The sequence below is a fragment of the Streptococcus halichoeri genome, assembly GCF_019774635.1.
In the GTDB taxonomy this organism is placed as follows: Bacteria; Bacillota; Bacilli; order Lactobacillales; family Streptococcaceae; genus Streptococcus; species Streptococcus halichoeri.
This window is the reverse complement of the sequence record NZ_CP081502.1, coordinates 830,199-845,865: the sequence shown is the minus strand read 5'-3', so window position 1 is coordinate 845,865 and position 15,667 is coordinate 830,199. Positions and strand designations below refer to the sequence as shown.

At 44.4% G+C, this 15,667-nt stretch carries 14 protein-coding genes; 1 reads left to right on the top strand and 13 read right to left on the bottom strand.

What is annotated here, in order from left to right:
- Positions 1-72: 72 nt before the first annotated feature.
- The 5 genes from K5J94_RS04095 to K5J94_RS04075 form a co-directional block, all read right to left on the bottom strand.
- Positions 73-1,737, bottom strand: coding sequence for a DAK2 domain-containing protein (locus K5J94_RS04095; protein ID WP_159564100.1), 1,665 nt, complete (start codon positions 1,735-1,737; stop codon positions 73-75).
- On the bottom strand, positions 1,737-2,102 hold the full coding sequence (locus K5J94_RS04090; protein WP_159542987.1) for an Asp23/Gls24 family envelope stress response protein: 366 nt from the start codon (positions 2,100-2,102) through the stop codon (positions 1,737-1,739). The genes K5J94_RS04095 and K5J94_RS04090 overlap by 1 nt, the downstream gene beginning before the upstream one ends.
- 125 nt (positions 2,103-2,227) lie before the next feature.
- Positions 2,228-2,416, bottom strand: a complete 189-nt coding sequence (gene rpmB, locus K5J94_RS04085) for a 50S ribosomal protein L28 (RefSeq protein WP_003025909.1) — start codon at positions 2,414-2,416, stop codon at positions 2,228-2,230.
- A 182-nt stretch (positions 2,417-2,598) separates the two neighbouring features.
- Positions 2,599-3,771, bottom strand: a complete 1,173-nt coding sequence (locus tag K5J94_RS04080; RefSeq protein WP_159564099.1) for a glycerate kinase family protein — start codon at positions 3,769-3,771, stop codon at positions 2,599-2,601.
- Between the two features lie 180 nt (positions 3,772-3,951).
- The gene (locus tag K5J94_RS04075) at positions 3,952-5,013 is read right to left on the bottom strand and encodes a serine hydrolase domain-containing protein (protein WP_331461849.1); all 1,062 of its coding nucleotides are present in this window, start codon (positions 5,011-5,013) and stop codon (positions 3,952-3,954) included.
- Between the two features lie 60 nt (positions 5,014-5,073).
- Here K5J94_RS04075 and K5J94_RS04070 point away from each other — a divergent pair, with 60 nt between their 5' ends.
- Positions 5,074-5,964 carry a LysR family transcriptional regulator gene (locus K5J94_RS04070; protein ID WP_159542993.1) on the top strand — a complete coding sequence of 297 codons (891 nt, stop codon included), beginning with the start codon at positions 5,074-5,076 and terminating at the stop codon, positions 5,962-5,964.
- On the opposite strand, the gene buk is transcribed toward K5J94_RS04070, so the two are convergent.
- From buk to K5J94_RS04030, 8 genes are all read right to left on the bottom strand, one after another.
- Positions 5,961-7,025: a butyrate kinase gene (buk, locus tag K5J94_RS04065; protein WP_159564098.1), complete on the bottom strand. Its 1,065-nt coding sequence runs from the start codon at positions 7,023-7,025 to the stop codon at positions 5,961-5,963. The two genes, K5J94_RS04070 and buk, sit on opposite strands and share 4 nt — an antisense overlap.
- 10 nt (positions 7,026-7,035) lie before the next feature.
- The gene (locus K5J94_RS04060; protein WP_159564097.1) at positions 7,036-7,950 is read right to left on the bottom strand and encodes a phosphate acyltransferase; all 915 of its coding nucleotides are present in this window, start codon (positions 7,948-7,950) and stop codon (positions 7,036-7,038) included.
- A gap of 73 nt (positions 7,951-8,023) precedes the next feature.
- Entirely contained in the window at positions 8,024-9,073 is a 1,050-nt protein-coding gene (locus tag K5J94_RS04055) for a PTS transporter subunit IIC (RefSeq protein ID WP_159564096.1), read from the bottom strand.
- 10 nt (positions 9,074-9,083) lie between these two features.
- On the bottom strand, positions 9,084-10,493 hold the full coding sequence (lpdA, locus tag K5J94_RS04050; protein WP_221913607.1) for a dihydrolipoyl dehydrogenase: 1,410 nt from the start codon (positions 10,491-10,493) through the stop codon (positions 9,084-9,086).
- Positions 10,494-10,497: 4 nt separating this feature from the next.
- Positions 10,498-11,883, bottom strand: a complete 1,386-nt coding sequence (locus tag K5J94_RS04045) for a dihydrolipoamide acetyltransferase family protein (protein ID WP_221913605.1) — start codon at positions 11,881-11,883, stop codon at positions 10,498-10,500.
- A gap of 10 nt (positions 11,884-11,893) precedes the next feature.
- Positions 11,894-12,871 carry an alpha-ketoacid dehydrogenase subunit beta gene (locus K5J94_RS04040; RefSeq protein WP_159559854.1) on the bottom strand — a complete coding sequence of 326 codons (978 nt, stop codon included), beginning with the start codon at positions 12,869-12,871 and terminating at the stop codon, positions 11,894-11,896.
- Between the two features lies 1 nt (position 12,872).
- Positions 12,873-13,970, bottom strand: coding sequence for a thiamine pyrophosphate-dependent dehydrogenase E1 component subunit alpha (locus K5J94_RS04035; RefSeq protein WP_159564093.1), 1,098 nt, complete (start codon positions 13,968-13,970; stop codon positions 12,873-12,875).
- A gap of 484 nt (positions 13,971-14,454) precedes the next feature.
- Complete coding sequence (locus K5J94_RS04030; RefSeq protein ID WP_221913759.1) at positions 14,455-15,666, bottom strand: phosphopentomutase; 1,212 nt, start codon at positions 15,664-15,666, stop codon at positions 14,455-14,457.
- Position 15,667: the final 1 nt, after the last annotated feature.

Sequence of the window (15,667 nt, the reverse complement as noted above, 5' to 3'; positions counted from 1 at the left end):
AGCTGGTACTGATAACCCGACGACTTGCTACGCTAGGTGGGGCATTAAGATAAACTCATTTTTGTAAGGATGTTACTCAACACTCATGAGATAAGGGTAGACAGGTTGCATGCCTTGATGAATATCTACTTCTATATCTTCATAGGTGGTTTCAAGGTAGTCAGCCAACTCGTTTGCAAAAGCTTGATTGCCTTCTTCTCCGACAAAGAGAGTAACAATCTCACTATCATCTGTAATCATCTGAGCAAAAGTGGCTTTAATGGCAGTCTCTAGATTGGCATCAGATACCAAAATTTTGCCATCAACCATTCCCAGATAATCATTTTCGTGAATATCAAGCCCGTCAATGGACGTGTCACGCACAGCCAGGGTAATGCTGCCACTAACAACGTCTGATAGACTGGCTGTCATATCTGCCACATTTTCTTGGAGGGATTTAGATGGGTCAAAGGCAAGTAGACTGGTTAAGCCTTGCGGCACTGTTCTTGTTTCAACAACGGCTGCGGCTTGCTCGACCACTTCTGCTGCTGACTGGGCAGCCATAAAGATATTTTTATTATTTGGTAGAATAATCACGTTTTTGGCATTGACTGCCTCAATGGCTTTCACAATGTCTTCGGTGGATGGGTTCATGGTTTGACCACCTGAGATGATGTAGTCAACGCCTTGAGCTTTGAAAATATCAGCTAGGCCTTCACCTGCGACAACAGCAATTAAGCCAAAATCTTTTGGTTGAGCTGCCTGGCTGGCTTGGTTCGTTTTTTGGACTTGGGCATCGTGCTGGTTGCGCATATTTTCCACTTTCACCTTCACAAGCGAACCAAATTTCAAGCCTTCTTGCATCACTAACCCGGGGTCTTCTGTATGGACATGCACCTTAACAATTTCATCGTCATTGATGACAAGTAAAGAATCACCCAGATTACTCAAATAACCTTGGAATTCTTCATAATTGAATTCTTTTACATAGGTTGGTCCTTGTTTTAGGGCCACCATAATTTCCGTACAATAACCATAGGTAATGTCTTCGGTAGCCACATGTCCTACAACTGCTTTATGGTGTTCGGCATTAATCATTTCAGACATATTAGCTGGGGTTGCTTTGAAGTCTTCTGAGGCAACATAGTCGCCATTTAGGGCAGACAAAAAACCTTCATAGATAAAGACAAGGCCTTGGCCGCCTGAATCCACTACGCCAACTTCTTTAAGGACAGGAAGTAATTCTGGTGTCTTAGCAAGGGCGCGTTTAGCACCTTTTAGGGCTGCTTCCATTACTGCGATGGCGTCATCACTGGTCTCTGCTTTTTTGAGAGCTGCTGTGGCTGCTCCTCGTGAGACTGTTAAAATGGTGCCTTCGACAGGTTTCATAACTGCTTTATAAGCTACTTCAACGCCGGCTTGAAAAGCTTGGGCTAGGGCCTTACCATCAAGTTCTGTTTTATTTTTGATGCTTTGGCTAAAACCACGGAACAATTGTGAGGTGATAACGCCTGAATTGCCACGCGCCCCCATAAGCAACCCTTTAGAGAGGATTTGACCAACTTCTCCAACGGTTGTTGCTGGTTTATCAGCAACTTCTTTGGCACCATTATCCATGGTCATTCCCATGTTTGTCCCAGTATCACCATCTGGAACAGGGAAAACGTTTAAGGAATTAACATATTCTGCTTGCTTTCCAAGACGCGTCGCAGCTGCTTGAATCATCTCTTGGAATAAGCTTGTTGTAATATTTGACACTACTTTTCTCCTACAACCCTGATATTTTGTACGTAAACATTAACCATATTAGCCGAAATGCCAAGTTGACTTTCTAGATTAAATTTCACCCGTTCTTGAATATTTTTCGAAACTTCGCTAATTTTCACACCGTAACTCATCACGGTGTAGACGTCAACAGAAATACCTGTTTCTGTTGATTTCACCACTACTCCTTTGGAATAGTTTTCTTTACGAAGTAGTGATTGAAAATTATCTTTTATGGCACTTTTGCTTGCCATGCCAACAACGCCAAAAATTTCCGTTGCTGAACCACCAACGACAGTTGCAATAACATCGTCAGAGAGTTCAATAAGACCATCTTTTGTATTGATTTTTACAGTCATAATTGCTACCTCATAAAGTTTTGTCAGTTTATTCTACCATATCTCAGGGGAATTGTAAAAAATCGAGGCAAGGACAAACTTGCGGCGATTTGTCAAAAGAAAAAAAGCCCTGAGGCTTATTTCAATTAAACGCGTTCAACTTTACCAGATTTAAGCGCACGAGCTGAAGCCCAAACTTTTTTAGGTTTACCATCAACAAGGATTGTTACTTTTTGAAGGTTTGGTTTAACGGTACGTTTGGTTTGGTTCATAGCGTGTGAACGGTTGTTTCCTGATACGGTTTTACGACCAGTAAAATAACATACTTTAGCCATTTTGGTTTATTTCCTCCTAGGTAGAATGTGTTTACGGATGTGCTAGCACCACATACCAAAACATTCTATCACAATTCAAGAGGTCGCGCAAGTATTTTTTCATTTCCTGATTTTCCAACGTCCCTGCCCTCTCCTTTGCACGAGCTAGTGCATTTTAGGTAGTTTATGTGTTAGCAGCTGATTTAAGGTCTAAACGTAAGAGATGGGGCTTGGCTGCTTGCAAGCAAGCGGCAAATGTTTTCTACGGTAGTTTCAAGATGAACAGCCCCTTGGGCCAAGGCGTCTGGCAAAGATATGGGCCCTGGTACGAGGCTAAAAATGGCTGTTATTCCTGCTTGATAAAGCTTTGCACTCCCCTGGTCAATCTGACCAACACAGGCATAAACTGGTTTGTTGTATTTCTGAGCAAGATTTGCTACGCCCAAGGGAACCTTACCAAAGGCGGTCTGCCCATCGATACGACCTTCACCAGTAAAGACGTAATCAGCATTTTTGATGGCTCCTTCCAGATCAAGTAAGTCTGCTATCAGGTTGCTACCAAGCTGCCATTGGGCATTGGTCAAAGCTAATAAGCTAGCTCCTAAGCCACCGGCTGCACCTGCGCCAGCTTGTAGGGCAACATCACGCCCTACTGCTTGTTGCAATAATCGAGCATAGTGCTTGAGATTCTCTTCTAAAATTGGAATCATCTGAGCAGTTGCTCCTTTTTGCGGACCAAAAATCTGGCTAGCTCCGCTAGGACCTAGTAGGGGATTAGTGACATCACAGGCCAGGATGATTTCTGTCTGTGCTAATCGGGAATCTAATGCTGTCACATCAAGGGCAGATACTTCAGCTAAAGTTCCCCCACTAAGGCCAGCTGGTAGGATTTGCTGGTCTTGGCCGATAAAACTTAGGCCCAAGGCTTGCGCCATTCCAGCACCGCCATCGTTGGTGGCACTGCCACCAAGTCCTAAAATGATACGCTTAGCGCCTTGGTTAAGAGCATGACGTATGAGTTGGCCTGTGCCATAGCTGGAAGTGCGCAGCGGGTTACGTTTGCTGCTAGCTAGTAACTCTAAGCCATTAGCCTTGGCCATTTCCACTACAGCTAGCTGCTGCTTTGGAAACCAACCATAATAAGCACGGACTTGCTCTTTTACTAGTGGCCCTGAAACAGTGAGGTCGATCCGTTTGCCTCCTAAGGCCTGTAAAAGAGCATCCACCGTCCCTTCGCCCCCGTCAGCCATCGGGAATGAACAAATGTCTGCATCCGGAAAAACTGCAAGAATCCCCTTGGTCATCGCCTGACAGGCTTGTATGGCTGATAGACTCTCTTTAAAGGAGTCAGGAGCTAAAACAAATTTCTTTCCCATACTATTCATCTGCCTTTACTGTAAACATGTGTCTGAGCTATCTATAAGCTCTGATTCCTAGCCAAGTTTAGCAAATTATCTCTGGCTTGCCAAGAGCTAAATGGTCGCCTGGTTAAGCAGGTATACTTGAAGCAAGCTAGCTTTGGTTATTTTTTGCCTCTCTTTCTACTTGCTTTGCTATCATCTTTTGTTGCTTTTTGTCTGGTCATGCTCGCGCTCAATCTCTGATAACAAGAGATAGATTAGCTGGATACACAAGGATGATTGCCCAGCATTATCCGTTGTTCCACTTAGGTAGAGATTTAGTTGGGGGCAAAAAAAGGCAAAGGCACCAGAAATACCAGAATGACCATAAAATTCAGGACGCTTGTGATTTCCTGGCTTTCCCATTGCAAGCAGCATGTGACCTCCACCATATAAGACCGGAGCATAGTCTGCCTGCAAGGGATAGTAATCTTTGAGCCGATTCCAGTGGTCTTTGTTAAAGAGCTGGCCTTCAAAAAAGGCACGGATAAACACCAGTAAATCCTGACAGGTGGATACGCCACCGCCAGCTCCCTGCCCACTAGCTACGACTTTTGGTCTATCCAAATAGGCACGGCCTGTATAAAGTGGGGGAATAACAGCATATTCACTGCTGCAAAGGTAGGAATGCTGCAAGCCTAAAGGAAGCATAATCGCCTTTTCGACACAGACATCCAGATCCTGGTGGCAAATGTGCTCAATAATAAGTCCTAACAAGGTAAAATTAATATCAGCATAATAGGCGGCCTTGCTCCCTGGTAGGAAATGAGCTGGTGTGGCCTGGACCCACTCCTTCATTTCTTGCCAACTATAGGCAAAATCCTCACGAGCAATGCGCTCTTTTAAACGAATTGGCTCTTCATAAAAAATATTACCAAAGCCTGTGCGCTGAAAGAGTAAATCAGCGACAGTAATCGGCAAATCCTGGTTTTTAGGCAGCATGGAATGGATACCAGCTAGCTTTTCTTTTGGGATGAAATCGGTTACAATAGAGTCGTAGAACACTTTTTTCTGGTCAATCAGTTGCAAGATTAGAGTGGTTACCCATAACTTTGTCACACTAGCCATTAAAAAGGGCGAATCTGCCTGGAGTTGTCCCCAAGATAACTGGACTTTGTCTTTTTTATCTGTCGTCTCAAGCGCCACAATCGCTTGGGGTAGGTGGTGTTTTTGGACAAAGGTAGTAAACAGTTTTACTAATTTTTCCTGATTCATCATGTCACCTCCTTTTAGGAACTTCCTTAGCTTTTAATAGAGTTTGCAATAGAAAGAATGCTTATGGACATTAGACAACTTTCCTACTTTTTAACCATTGCCAAGGCACAAAATTATTCGCACGCGTCCAAGATCTTATTCGTGTCACAACCGGCACTGAAACAAGCCATTTCAAAAATGGAAGACGAATTGAATGCACCGCTATTTATTTACCAAAATCATCGGCTCAATCTTACTGAGACAGGTACACTCCTCAAAGAGCGTGGGGAGCCGATTGTCAAAGCCTTTAATCAATTAGTTTTTGACCTGCAAGAACAGGTGGATAAGCAAAAACAAACTTTGACAATTGGGGTGACTTTTTTGACCATGCTGCAGTACATGGATCAGATCTCACGCTTTATTCGGCAAAATCCTGCAATTAATCTCCATATCGTCCAAGACGGCTCAATGGCTCTGCAACACCTGCTGGTCCAAGAAAAAATCGATCTTGGGATACTTTCTTTGCCCCAGGTTGAGCCTGATATTATAATTGATTTTTTAGCTATTGAAGAATCCAGCTATTCTGGTTGTGTTGTTGTGCCTAAGGGACATCCTCTAGCAGGTAAACAAGAGGTGAGTTTTGGCGAGCTTGCTCCCTATAATATTGCCAGCCTGAGTGACCATTTTGCTTTAGGGGTATACACAAAAAACCGCTGCCAAGAACTAGGAACTAGCGATCATATCATCTTGGTTCACGATGATTTTGAAATATTGCTGCGCAGTCTTGATAGATTAGATGTGATTACCATTCTTCCCAAAGAATTAGAAGTATATAGCAGCATGACTGAATTGGTTTGGATTCCCCTTATGGATAGTCACAATACCTACAAGCAAGGGCTGGCCTATCGCAAAAAAATAAGTCAGAATGCTGATGCCATTCACAGATTTATTGCAGCGATGAAAGCCTCATCCTAGGCTTCAAAGGATAAAACCTGATAGGCTTCTGCCTTATTTAGGACACGTAAACCACCAAGAGCTAACGCTTCTAGCTCACACTCGCCTGGATAAGCTTTAAAGGGAGCAATAAAGGCGGTGCGCTTTTCAACTTCTTGACACAAGGCTTGTGAGTAAGCCATCCCCCCAGTTAAAATGACCTGATCAATTGGGCCTGTAATGCTCGCTGCCAAAGCAGCTAATGTTTTAGCAATCCCTAAAGCCAGGGCTTCAAAGACAAGTTTGGCATTGGCATCACCTTGTGTGATGCGTGCTTCTACCTCGCGTAAATCAGCCGTCTCACAATGCGATTGGAGACCGGCTTTTTTGCGTGCTAGTTGGTTAAATGCTGGTATGCCTAGTTCTTTAATCACTGGTAGCATGGCTTTTAGGGGCATACCGCCTGAACGCTCTGCCGAAAACATGATTTCATCATCCGAAACAAAATCAACCACCTGACCTTTTTCATGGGCAGATGCACTTGAGCCACCTCCAATGTGAGCAATGACTAAATTAACGTCATCATAATTCTTACCAAGTGCTTGAGCTGCTTTTCTAGCGACAGCTCGCATATTCAAATGATGACCTGTGGAGGTTCTTTCGATGCCTTTGATGCCGGTTAACCGCGAGACAGGTTTCATGGAATCAACCGTCACTGGATCATAGACAAATGCTGCTTGGCCATTTCCGTACTTAGCCATCAAGGCTTTGGCTAATTTTGCTCCTAGATTAGAGGGGTGCTCTAAAATAGGTCGATGCTCTAGGTGCTCAATTAAGGCATCATTGACGAGGATGGCACCTGGTTTAACTGGACCAATCAATCCGCCTCGGCCAACAGCTAAATCAATGTGGCTCACAGCGTGCTTGGCAAGGATGACTTCAATATCATTTAAGCGAAGATCAAACTGGTCATAAACCTTAGCAAAGGGGGCTAAATCAGCAGCTTGATATGTGATCTCTTCTTTCCAAGCCATCGTCTGATTGGTAAAGAGGGCAACTTTTGTCGAGGTGGCCCCTGGATTTATAGCTACAATGGTCTTCATTAACTTCTCCTTATCTCTTTTTGGTCATGAGGATTTGGGCTAACAATAAAGAGGCATATTTTTCTTCAAAGCTAGAACTCCTTGAGGTAATAATCACAGGAACTTGGGCCCCCATAATAAGCCCTGCCATTTCGGCGCCACCAAAAAGGGTCAAGGCCTTGGAGGTAACATTTCCGGTGACAATATCTGGTGCAAACAAAACATCAGCATCACCTTGAATCTTGCCTTGATACTCTTTGGTACGGGCGCTTTTAGGTGATAAGGAAAGATCAATGGACAAAGGACCTTCCACCACCAGCTGGTCCTTGCCGGCGTAGGCTTTGGTGAGTTGGGTCTCCATGACTGAAGAGGGCAATTTGGGAATCAGATTTTCTGCTGCTGATAGCAAGGCAACTTTCACAGGGGCTAGGCCCAAGGCCGACATTATCTCTACAGCATTTGCAATGACTACCGAAGCTGTGGCCTGATCAGGTTGTAAAATCAAGCCACCATCAGTAATAGCCAGTAATCTCTTTAATTGGGGCACAGCTAGCAGAGCGACATGAGAGAGAGTCGCTGCTTGGCGGATACCTGTTTCTTTATTGACAACCTCTTTTAAGACTTTGCCTGTGGCAATGTGGCCTTTTAAAATAGCATCGCCCTTTCCTTCTTTGACCAATTGAACCGCTTTAGCCGCCGCTGCTTGGTCATCAGCTAGATCAATGATCTGATACCAATTGGGATCAATCTGATAGGCTGCTAATTTTTCTGCTAGTTTGTTTTTGTCATCAATGAGATAAGCGTTAACTCGCCGCTCAGCAATAGCTTTTTCAAGACAAGCTAAGACTTGGTCATCAGCAGCCTTGATGACCACTAGTGTGATGGGCTGCTCAGTTGTTTGTATTTCCGGGCGAGCTTCTAATAATTTATCAATTAATAAGGACATACAGGACTCCTTTTTTTAAAAAGAATGCAGTTGTCAGGTTGTTCACATGATGCCTGCATTCTTTAACCAAATACTAAATATTTAATTTGTAATCCTCAGGTTTCACAATATGAAGAACATTCATAAACAGGTGTTTAAAGAGAAAACCAAAGCCAAGGGGAGCAAGAGCAAATACCAGCAGGGCAATGAGCAGATTGGTGAGCGAGTAGCCTCCTGCAACGAGATTTAAGTGGTTGATAGGACCAACCAAACCACTAAAGCCAAAACCAGCACTCATTGGCGTTCCTTGAATATCAAAGACATCTGCTAAAACCCCACAACAAGCTGCCGAGCAGATAATGGGTAATAAGGTCTTTGGATTTTTGACCACATTTGGCATGGAAATCTTGGGCGAACCTAGGAAATGAGCCAAGCTTGTTCCGTAGGAATTTACTGACCAGCCCAACACAGCAAAGCCAAAGCCACAGGCACAAATGCCAATATTTGCAGCACCTGAACCAACACCTGATAGGGAAATCGCCAAGGCTATACCTACAGTGGTAATTGGTGACACAATTAAGATACCAAAAACAATCGCCAATAAGATACACATCACTAGGGGCTGCAAATGAAGCAACTGCGCCGTGCCAAGTCCAATGACTTGGGTAATTTTGGCGACATAAGGCAGGAGCAGGCGACCAAAAATACCGACTACCACTAACAATAAAGGTGGAATAACCAAAATGGTATAGGCTTTTAAGCCATTTCCCACTAATAAAATGAGTGCAGCTCCTAAGGCAGCAGTAAGCAGCATATTAATGATGTCGCCTGTACCGGCCAGCACGATAAGCCCCTTTTTAAAGGTAACAGCACCAGCAGCAAACTCAGTAGCAAGACCCAAAGAAGCCGCCTGAATGGGAGTAAATTTAAAGTTAACACCAACCATGGTGCCACAGACCAAGCCCATTAGGGCATTGGACATGCCAAAAATTCCAAGGTAGGGGGTTAAGAGAGGAAAGTGTGGTGCTAAGGCTTTAAAAAGCTCTGATAAAAGGGCGCCAGGGATTAAAACCACCACCGCTCCTGTGGCAATACCATTTAAGACATTCATTGCAAATGCTTTTGCAGATAGTTTAGTTTCCATATTCTTACCTCTATTGGTGGATGGCCTGGCCAAGTAAGCCTTCACTGGCATCCATAATCGTCTCAGATAAACTTGGGTGATTATGGATTGTGAGTGTTATATCTTCTGCTGTTAGTAAATTTTCAATAGCGAGAGTGACTTCGCCGATTAATTCACTGACTGCTGGCCCAACCATTTGCGCACCAATCAAGCGATTATCAGCTTTATCAGACACTAGCCGAACAAAACCTTCGGTATTGCCCATTGATAAGGAACGACCATTGCTAGCAAAGCGAAAAGTCGCTACCTTGACAGATATTCCTGCTTGGCTGGCTTTTTCCTTGGTTAGACCAACCGTAGCAATCTCTGGTTGGGTATAGGCAACTGTTGGAAGGGCGAGATAATCAGCGGCTACGCCTTTAATATTTGAAATGGCTTGCGCAGCCACCTTGCCCTCATACGAGGCCTTATGAGCCAGAGCTGGACCTGTTGTAATATCACCGATGGCATAAATGTGTTTTTGTCTGGTCTGCATTTGCGCATTGACTGGAATCAAACCGCGCTCATCCACCTCAAGGCCAGCAAGTTCCAAACTAACGCTATCGGTATTGGGCTTGCGACCGACCAAAACAGCAATTTTATCTGCCTGAATACTAGCTGCTTTTCCTTGTGATTGATAAAAGAGTTCAAGTCCCTGGTCGGTCTTTTCATAGTGTGAAGCTTGGGCATTAGTTAAAATGCGCATGCCGAGTTTTTCTGCTTGGGCAAGCACTGGTTTGACCAAGTCCGGCTCAAAACCACTAAGTACACGATCAGTTCCTTCTAAGACAGTGACATGACTGCCTAGATTAGCATAAGCCATAGCTAGCTCCATGCCGATATAGCCACCGCCAATAATTGCTAATTCCTGCGGGATAGCCGTGAGGTTTAAAAGCCCTGTGGAATCTAGAATATCTTGATTAAAGGCAAAGGCCTTCAATTCAATAGGCCGACTGCCCAGGGCTAAAATAGCATTTTTAAAGCGATAACCCTCACCTAGACCATCTTTGGGTGTGATGTGCAGAGTATCTGGAGCAACAAAGTGGGCTTCTCCTTGCACAATATCAACCTTATTTTTACGCAACAAGGTAGCAATGCCACTGGTTAATTTGCCAACAACTGCCTGGTCTTTCCAATGTTGTGCCTGTTGAAAGTCTAACTGACCGGATAAGTGGAGACCAAAGGGGCTAGTTGCCTTTGTTTTAGCAAATTCTTGTCCGACATGAATGAGTGCTTTTGATGGGATGCATCCCACATTTAAACAGGTACCTCCAATAGCTTGGCGCTCAACTATCACGACTTTTTGCCCTAGCTGAGCAGCTCGGATAGCAGCTACGTAGCCTCCAGGACCTGAACCAACAACAATCGTATCTACTTCATTTGTATATCCACCAACTACCATCTCATCACCCCTCTGCTAATAATAAATCTGGATCATGCAAATAATTCTTAAGCAGGTTAATGGCTTGTTGGGCATAGACCCCATCAACGACACGATGGTCAAAAGCAAATGATAGCTTCATAACAGGCTTAAGGATAGGGTTGCCCTCTTCATCTGGGAGGAAAAGCTGATCAATCCGGCCAACATTCAAAATGGCTACTTCTGGCAAATTAATAATTGGTGTTGACCAAACCCCAGACGTTGCCGCTGCACCAACATTGGTCACTGAAATGGAACCTTTGCCCATATCAGTTGCTTCAAGCTTGCCATCGCGAGCTTTTTGAGCAATGACTGAAATGTCATTGGCAATTTCAAACAGACTTTTGCTTTGTGCATTACGGATCATTGGTACCATCAAACCGCGTGGGGTATCTGTTGCCACACCAATGTTGTAATACTGATGGCGATGCAACTCATTTTTTTCCATATCTAAGGAAACATTCAGTTCAGGGAAATGTTTGAGCATGGCCACCAAGGCTTTAACCAAATAAGGTGTAAAGGTTAATTTAATATCTCTTTCAGCAGCCAGCACTTTCATTTTCTGCCGGTGGGCTACCAGCGCTTCCACTTCAACTTGGTCAAAGACCGTCACCTGTGCAACCTGGTTACTGCTTTTAGAAAGTGCATCGGCTATAGTTCTGCGCATTGCTGGGATTTTTTCAATAGTATCCACAAAGAGGTCTTGGTTGCCCTTTGCTTGGGGATTAGTAGAAGCCGGGGTTTGCCTTTCCTCTAATGCAGCTTGGTCATAATCCTCTGACCTTGCTTGCTGATCTTGCTCAGAAGAAGCCGCTTGCTTGTGTGTTAAAGCTTGGGCCAGATAAGTATCAAGATCTTCTATCGTAATGTGCCCATGATTGCCTGTTCCTATTACTTGGGTGAGATCAATTCCTTTAGCACGCGCATATTTGCGCACACGAGGAACTGCTAACTGCCGGTAGTCCTTATCTGAAGTTGGCTGTGCATCCTTTTGGTCCTTAGTTTGGGTAGAATCAAGTGCAGACTGGTCTACGTCTGTCTGATCAAGGTCACTCGCTAACGTAGTGCTTGTTGCTTTGGTTTTAGCCATAGTAGCATCAGACCCTCCACCTTTTAATGCAGCCTGTAATTCTTCTTTGCTTTCAGCAATATCGGCAATGGGTTGCCCTACAATGCCAATATCACCTGCTTCAACGTAAATTTTGGCCAGGTAACCATCAACAGGACAAGGTAATGCGACAACAGCCTTATCACTTTCGATTTCTAAGAGAATATCGTCTTCTTTGACCTGATCACCCACTTGGGCTGACCAAGACATGATGGCGCTTTCGTGGGTTCCTTCGCCAGCATCTGGTAGGATATAGTGATACATTATGGACCTCCTAGAATTCTACAATTTCTTGTGCTTTCATAACAATGTCTTCAACGCTAGGTAACCAGAGTTCTTCAGCCATTCCAAAAGGAAAAATGGTATCAGGTGCGGTCACCCGCGCTACCGGCGCATCAAGTTCCATGAAGCAACGCTCTGCAATTTCTGACATGATTTGACCAGCGACCCCAGCTTGACGTTGGGCTTCTTGAAGGACAAGGACACGGTGGGTCTTTGTAATGGAAGCCTGAATGGTTGCATAATCAACTGGTGAGATGGTTCTCAAATCAAGCACCTCTGCACTAATACCCTTAGATGCCAAAGCCTCTGCAGCTTGCACCGCCAAAGGAATCATCTGACCATACCCAATAAGGGTCACATCAGATCCCTGGTGAACAATAGCTGCCTTATCCAAAGGAACAGTATAGTAACCTGTCGGCACCTCATCTTTCACCGTCCGGTAAAGACGCAGATGCTCTAAGAAAAAGACCGGATCTGGTGAAGCAATCGAAGCTAAGAGTAAGCCCTTGGCATCATAAGCGGAAGAGGGGATTACTACTCGCAGACCAGGTATTTGAGCAAACATGCCTTCTAAACTATCAGAATGCAGCTCTGGAGTATGGACCCCACCACCATAAGGTGCTCGAATCGTTACCTGCGCATGCCTTGTTCCCCCAGTACGATAACGTTGCCGAGGTAATTGAGCAATCAAGGCATCCATTGCTTCAACGATGAAGCCAGAAAATTGAATCTCAGGCAGCGGAATAAAGCCTTCTTGCGCAAGTCCAACTGACATGTGGATAATCCCTGATTCAGCAAGCGGCGTATCAAAAACCCGCTCCTCACCAAAAGTTTCCTGTAAGCCAGCCGTAATCCGAAATACACCGCCATTTTTACCGACATCTTCACCAAAGATCAGTGCATTATCATACTTTTGCATGGCTTCTTTTAAGCCATCACTAACAGCTTGGGCTAATGTAAGAACTGGCATACTAGTTTTCCTCCTTTGCAGCATAGATGGCTTTTTGTTCTTGGATATTTTGAGGTTCCTGCTCAAACATAAAACCTAAGAAATCTGTGATTTTTTGTGGCTGAGTCTTAACCATTTCAGCTAGGGCTGCTTTGGCCTGCTCTTTCACGTCTTCATAAATGGCATCTGTTTGCTCTTGGCTCCATAAGCCTTTTTCAGTGAGATAATGCCCTAATCTAATCAAAGGATCCTTCTTGCGCCACTGCTCAACTTCTGCCTCATCACGGTAGCGTTTGGGATCATCAGACATGGTATGTGGTCCGAAACGGTAAGTTAGATTTTCAATCAGGATTGGGCCATTGGCAATTACATAATCCCTGGCTTTCTTGACAGTATAGTAGACAGCTACTGGATCCATACCATCGACACGAACTGCTGGAATACCTGCAGCAACTGCCTTTTGTGCTAGGGTAGCAGCCTTGGTTTGCCGGGCAGTTGGCACTGAAATGCCATAGCCATTATTTTGCACAACTGCGATCAATTGGGCCTTAAAAATACCAGCAAAGTTAAGAGCTTCGTAAAAATCACCTTGGGAGGTTGAGGAGTCGCCACACAGGGCCAATGCTACCTTGGCTTCACCCTTCATTCGTTTGCCAATAGCATTACCAAGAGCCTGAATTGCTGTGCCTCCCACAATCACATTAGGTGAGTACATCGTCAGATCTTCTGGATATTGATTAGCCTTAAAATGGCCTTTATACCATAAAAAAGCCTGGGTCAGGGTCATGCCAAACTGAACACCTGTAAACACATCTCGGTAAGTCGGGGCAAAAACATCACCTTTTTCAAGAGCTAAGACAGAGCCATACTGACTAGCTTCTTGCCCTCCTCCTGGTGCGTAGTTGCTTAGGGCTCCCTGGCGATTTAAAAGAATAACCCGTTCATCCATGGCCCTACCCCAGGTAATCGTTTTCATTAACTGAATTAATTCGTCTTCTGATACTTCAGCCATTGCTTTGGCATCAACCACTTGACCAGCCGCATCCAAAACTTGATACATGGGAAAATTAGCATCATAAGAAGATACAATGTCAGCAAAATGTAATGTACTAATAGTCATAGCTGCTTCCTTCCTTTCTCTATAATGATAGCGCTTTCTTTTAATAAGCTGAACTATCTAAATCTTATAGCACTATAAGTAAGACAAGCACTCTGCCAACCAATCCATCTCATAAAATTCTCATGAACAGCTTACAAATCTGCTATTATTGCTATTGCTATTGCTAAAAGCAAAATGCCTGCGTAACCACAGGCAACCACCTCAAAGCCCAAGCAGCTTCATCAAAAAAGACCGAAAAGCAGCAGCAAGATAGCCGACTTTCGGTCACACTTCAAAATCAACGGAAGTTTAGCTTTTCCAACAACTCTGTTTTGAATAATAAATACCACAACCTAACCACTTAGTTTGTTGGAAACATCCTCTCTTAAAAAGCTTCGCTATTTCCTTTGCTTGGGACGTACCGATTGCAAAAGGAAATTTAGCTAGCTAAAAAAGGGCTGACGCCTCAGATAGAAGCCGCGAGCCCTCACCTACTTAGTAATGCCTACACTAAACGATCCAAGAAACTTTCCCCAATCATGGCAGTCTCCACACCAAAGTTCTCAGCAATGGTCGCAGAAATATCAGCAAAATGACCAACTGGCAATACCCCATTGCCCTTAAATGCTGGACTGTAAGCCAACAAAGGGATGTACTCACGGGTATGATCCGTACCAACATAGATCGGATCATTACCATGGTCTGCTGTGATTAAAAGCAAGTCTTTCTCACGCATCGCAGCCATAATGTCTGGCAAACGCCCATCAAATTCTTGCAAGCAATCCCTGTAACCTGCAGGATTGCGACGATGACCATACATGGCATCAAAATCAACCAAATTCGTAAAGGATAAGCCCCTTGTAAACTCACTCAGACCAATGGTTTTAACCAAGGTGTCAATCCCATGACTGTTCGATTGGTTATGCCCCATATCATGGTTAAGACCCGAGCCGTTAAAGATGTCATTGATCTTTCCAACAGCATAGGTATCTATGCCCGCCTGATCTAGTTTATTCAACACAGTATCTGCAAACGGTGATAAGGCATAGTCATGACGATTTGCTGTTCGGGTAAAGTTTCCTGGTTCCCCGACATAAGGTCTGGCAATAATCCGACCAAGCAAGGCGGGACGCTCTAAGGTAATAGACCGTGCAAATTCACAAATCCGATACAACTCCTCTACTGGGATCACATCTTCGTGGGCTGCGATCTGTAAGACCGGATCAGCTGAAGTATAGATAATCAACTCACCCGTTTCCATCTGCCTTGGACCAAAGTCAGCAATAACGGCTGTCCCTGAGTAGGGCTTATTAGCTTCACGGATGACCTTGCGGCCAGAGAAGTCTTCGATTCTAGTAATGATTTCTTCTGGAAAGCCATTCCAGAAAGTATCAAACGGCTCGGTAATCTTAAGCCCCATCATTTCCCAGTGGCCCGTCAGGGTATCTTTTCCAAGAGAGACTTCCTCTAACTTGGTCGCATAACCACTAGCATTTGCTTTCGCAGCTACTGTAGCCAGCGCCTGCGGACGTGGGATATTACCCAGACCAATTTTGGCCATATGCGGCACATCTAGCCCCACTGTTTTGGCAATGTGCCCTAAGGTATCTGCCGCACCATCAGGCACACCGGCATTTTGGAAATGATTAGCATCAGGCGCTGCCCCAATTCCTACAGAATCAAGAACTACCAAATGAATACGTTCAAATGTTGACATC

Bases quoted from the DNA above. Each gene is read 5' to 3' on its own strand.
- K5J94_RS04090 (WP_159542987.1), bottom strand. From the start codon at position 2,102: ATGACTGTAAAAATCAATACAAAAGATGGTCTTATTGAACTCTCTGAC.
- rpmB (WP_003025909.1), bottom strand. From the start codon at position 2,416: ATGGCTAAAGTATGTTATTTTACTGGTCGTAAAACCGTATCAGGAAAC.
- K5J94_RS04080 (WP_159564099.1), bottom strand. From the start codon at position 3,771: ATGGGAAAGAAATTTGTTTTAGCTCCTGACTCCTTTAAAGAGAGTCTA.
- K5J94_RS04075 (WP_331461849.1), bottom strand. From the start codon at position 5,013: ATGATGAATCAGGAAAAATTAGTAAAACTGTTTACTACCTTTGTCCAA.
- K5J94_RS04070 (WP_159542993.1), top strand. From the start codon at position 5,074: ATGGACATTAGACAACTTTCCTACTTTTTAACCATTGCCAAGGCACAA.
- buk (WP_159564098.1), bottom strand. From the start codon at position 7,025: ATGAAGACCATTGTAGCTATAAATCCAGGGGCCACCTCGACAAAAGTT.
- K5J94_RS04060 (WP_159564097.1), bottom strand. From the start codon at position 7,950: ATGTCCTTATTAATTGATAAATTATTAGAAGCTCGCCCGGAAATACAA.
- K5J94_RS04055 (WP_159564096.1), bottom strand. From the start codon at position 9,073: ATGGAAACTAAACTATCTGCAAAAGCATTTGCAATGAATGTCTTAAAT.
- lpdA (WP_221913607.1), bottom strand. From the start codon at position 10,493: ATGGTAGTTGGTGGATATACAAATGAAGTAGATACGATTGTTGTTGGT.
- K5J94_RS04045 (WP_221913605.1), bottom strand. From the start codon at position 11,883: ATGTATCACTATATCCTACCAGATGCTGGCGAAGGAACCCACGAAAGC.
- K5J94_RS04040 (WP_159559854.1), bottom strand. From the start codon at position 12,871: ATGCCAGTTCTTACATTAGCCCAAGCTGTTAGTGATGGCTTAAAAGAA.
- K5J94_RS04035 (WP_159564093.1), bottom strand. From the start codon at position 13,970: ATGACTATTAGTACATTACATTTTGCTGACATTGTATCTTCTTATGAT.
- K5J94_RS04030 (WP_221913759.1), bottom strand. From the start codon at position 15,666: ATGTCAACATTTGAACGTATTCATTTGGTAGTTCTTGATTCTGTAGGA.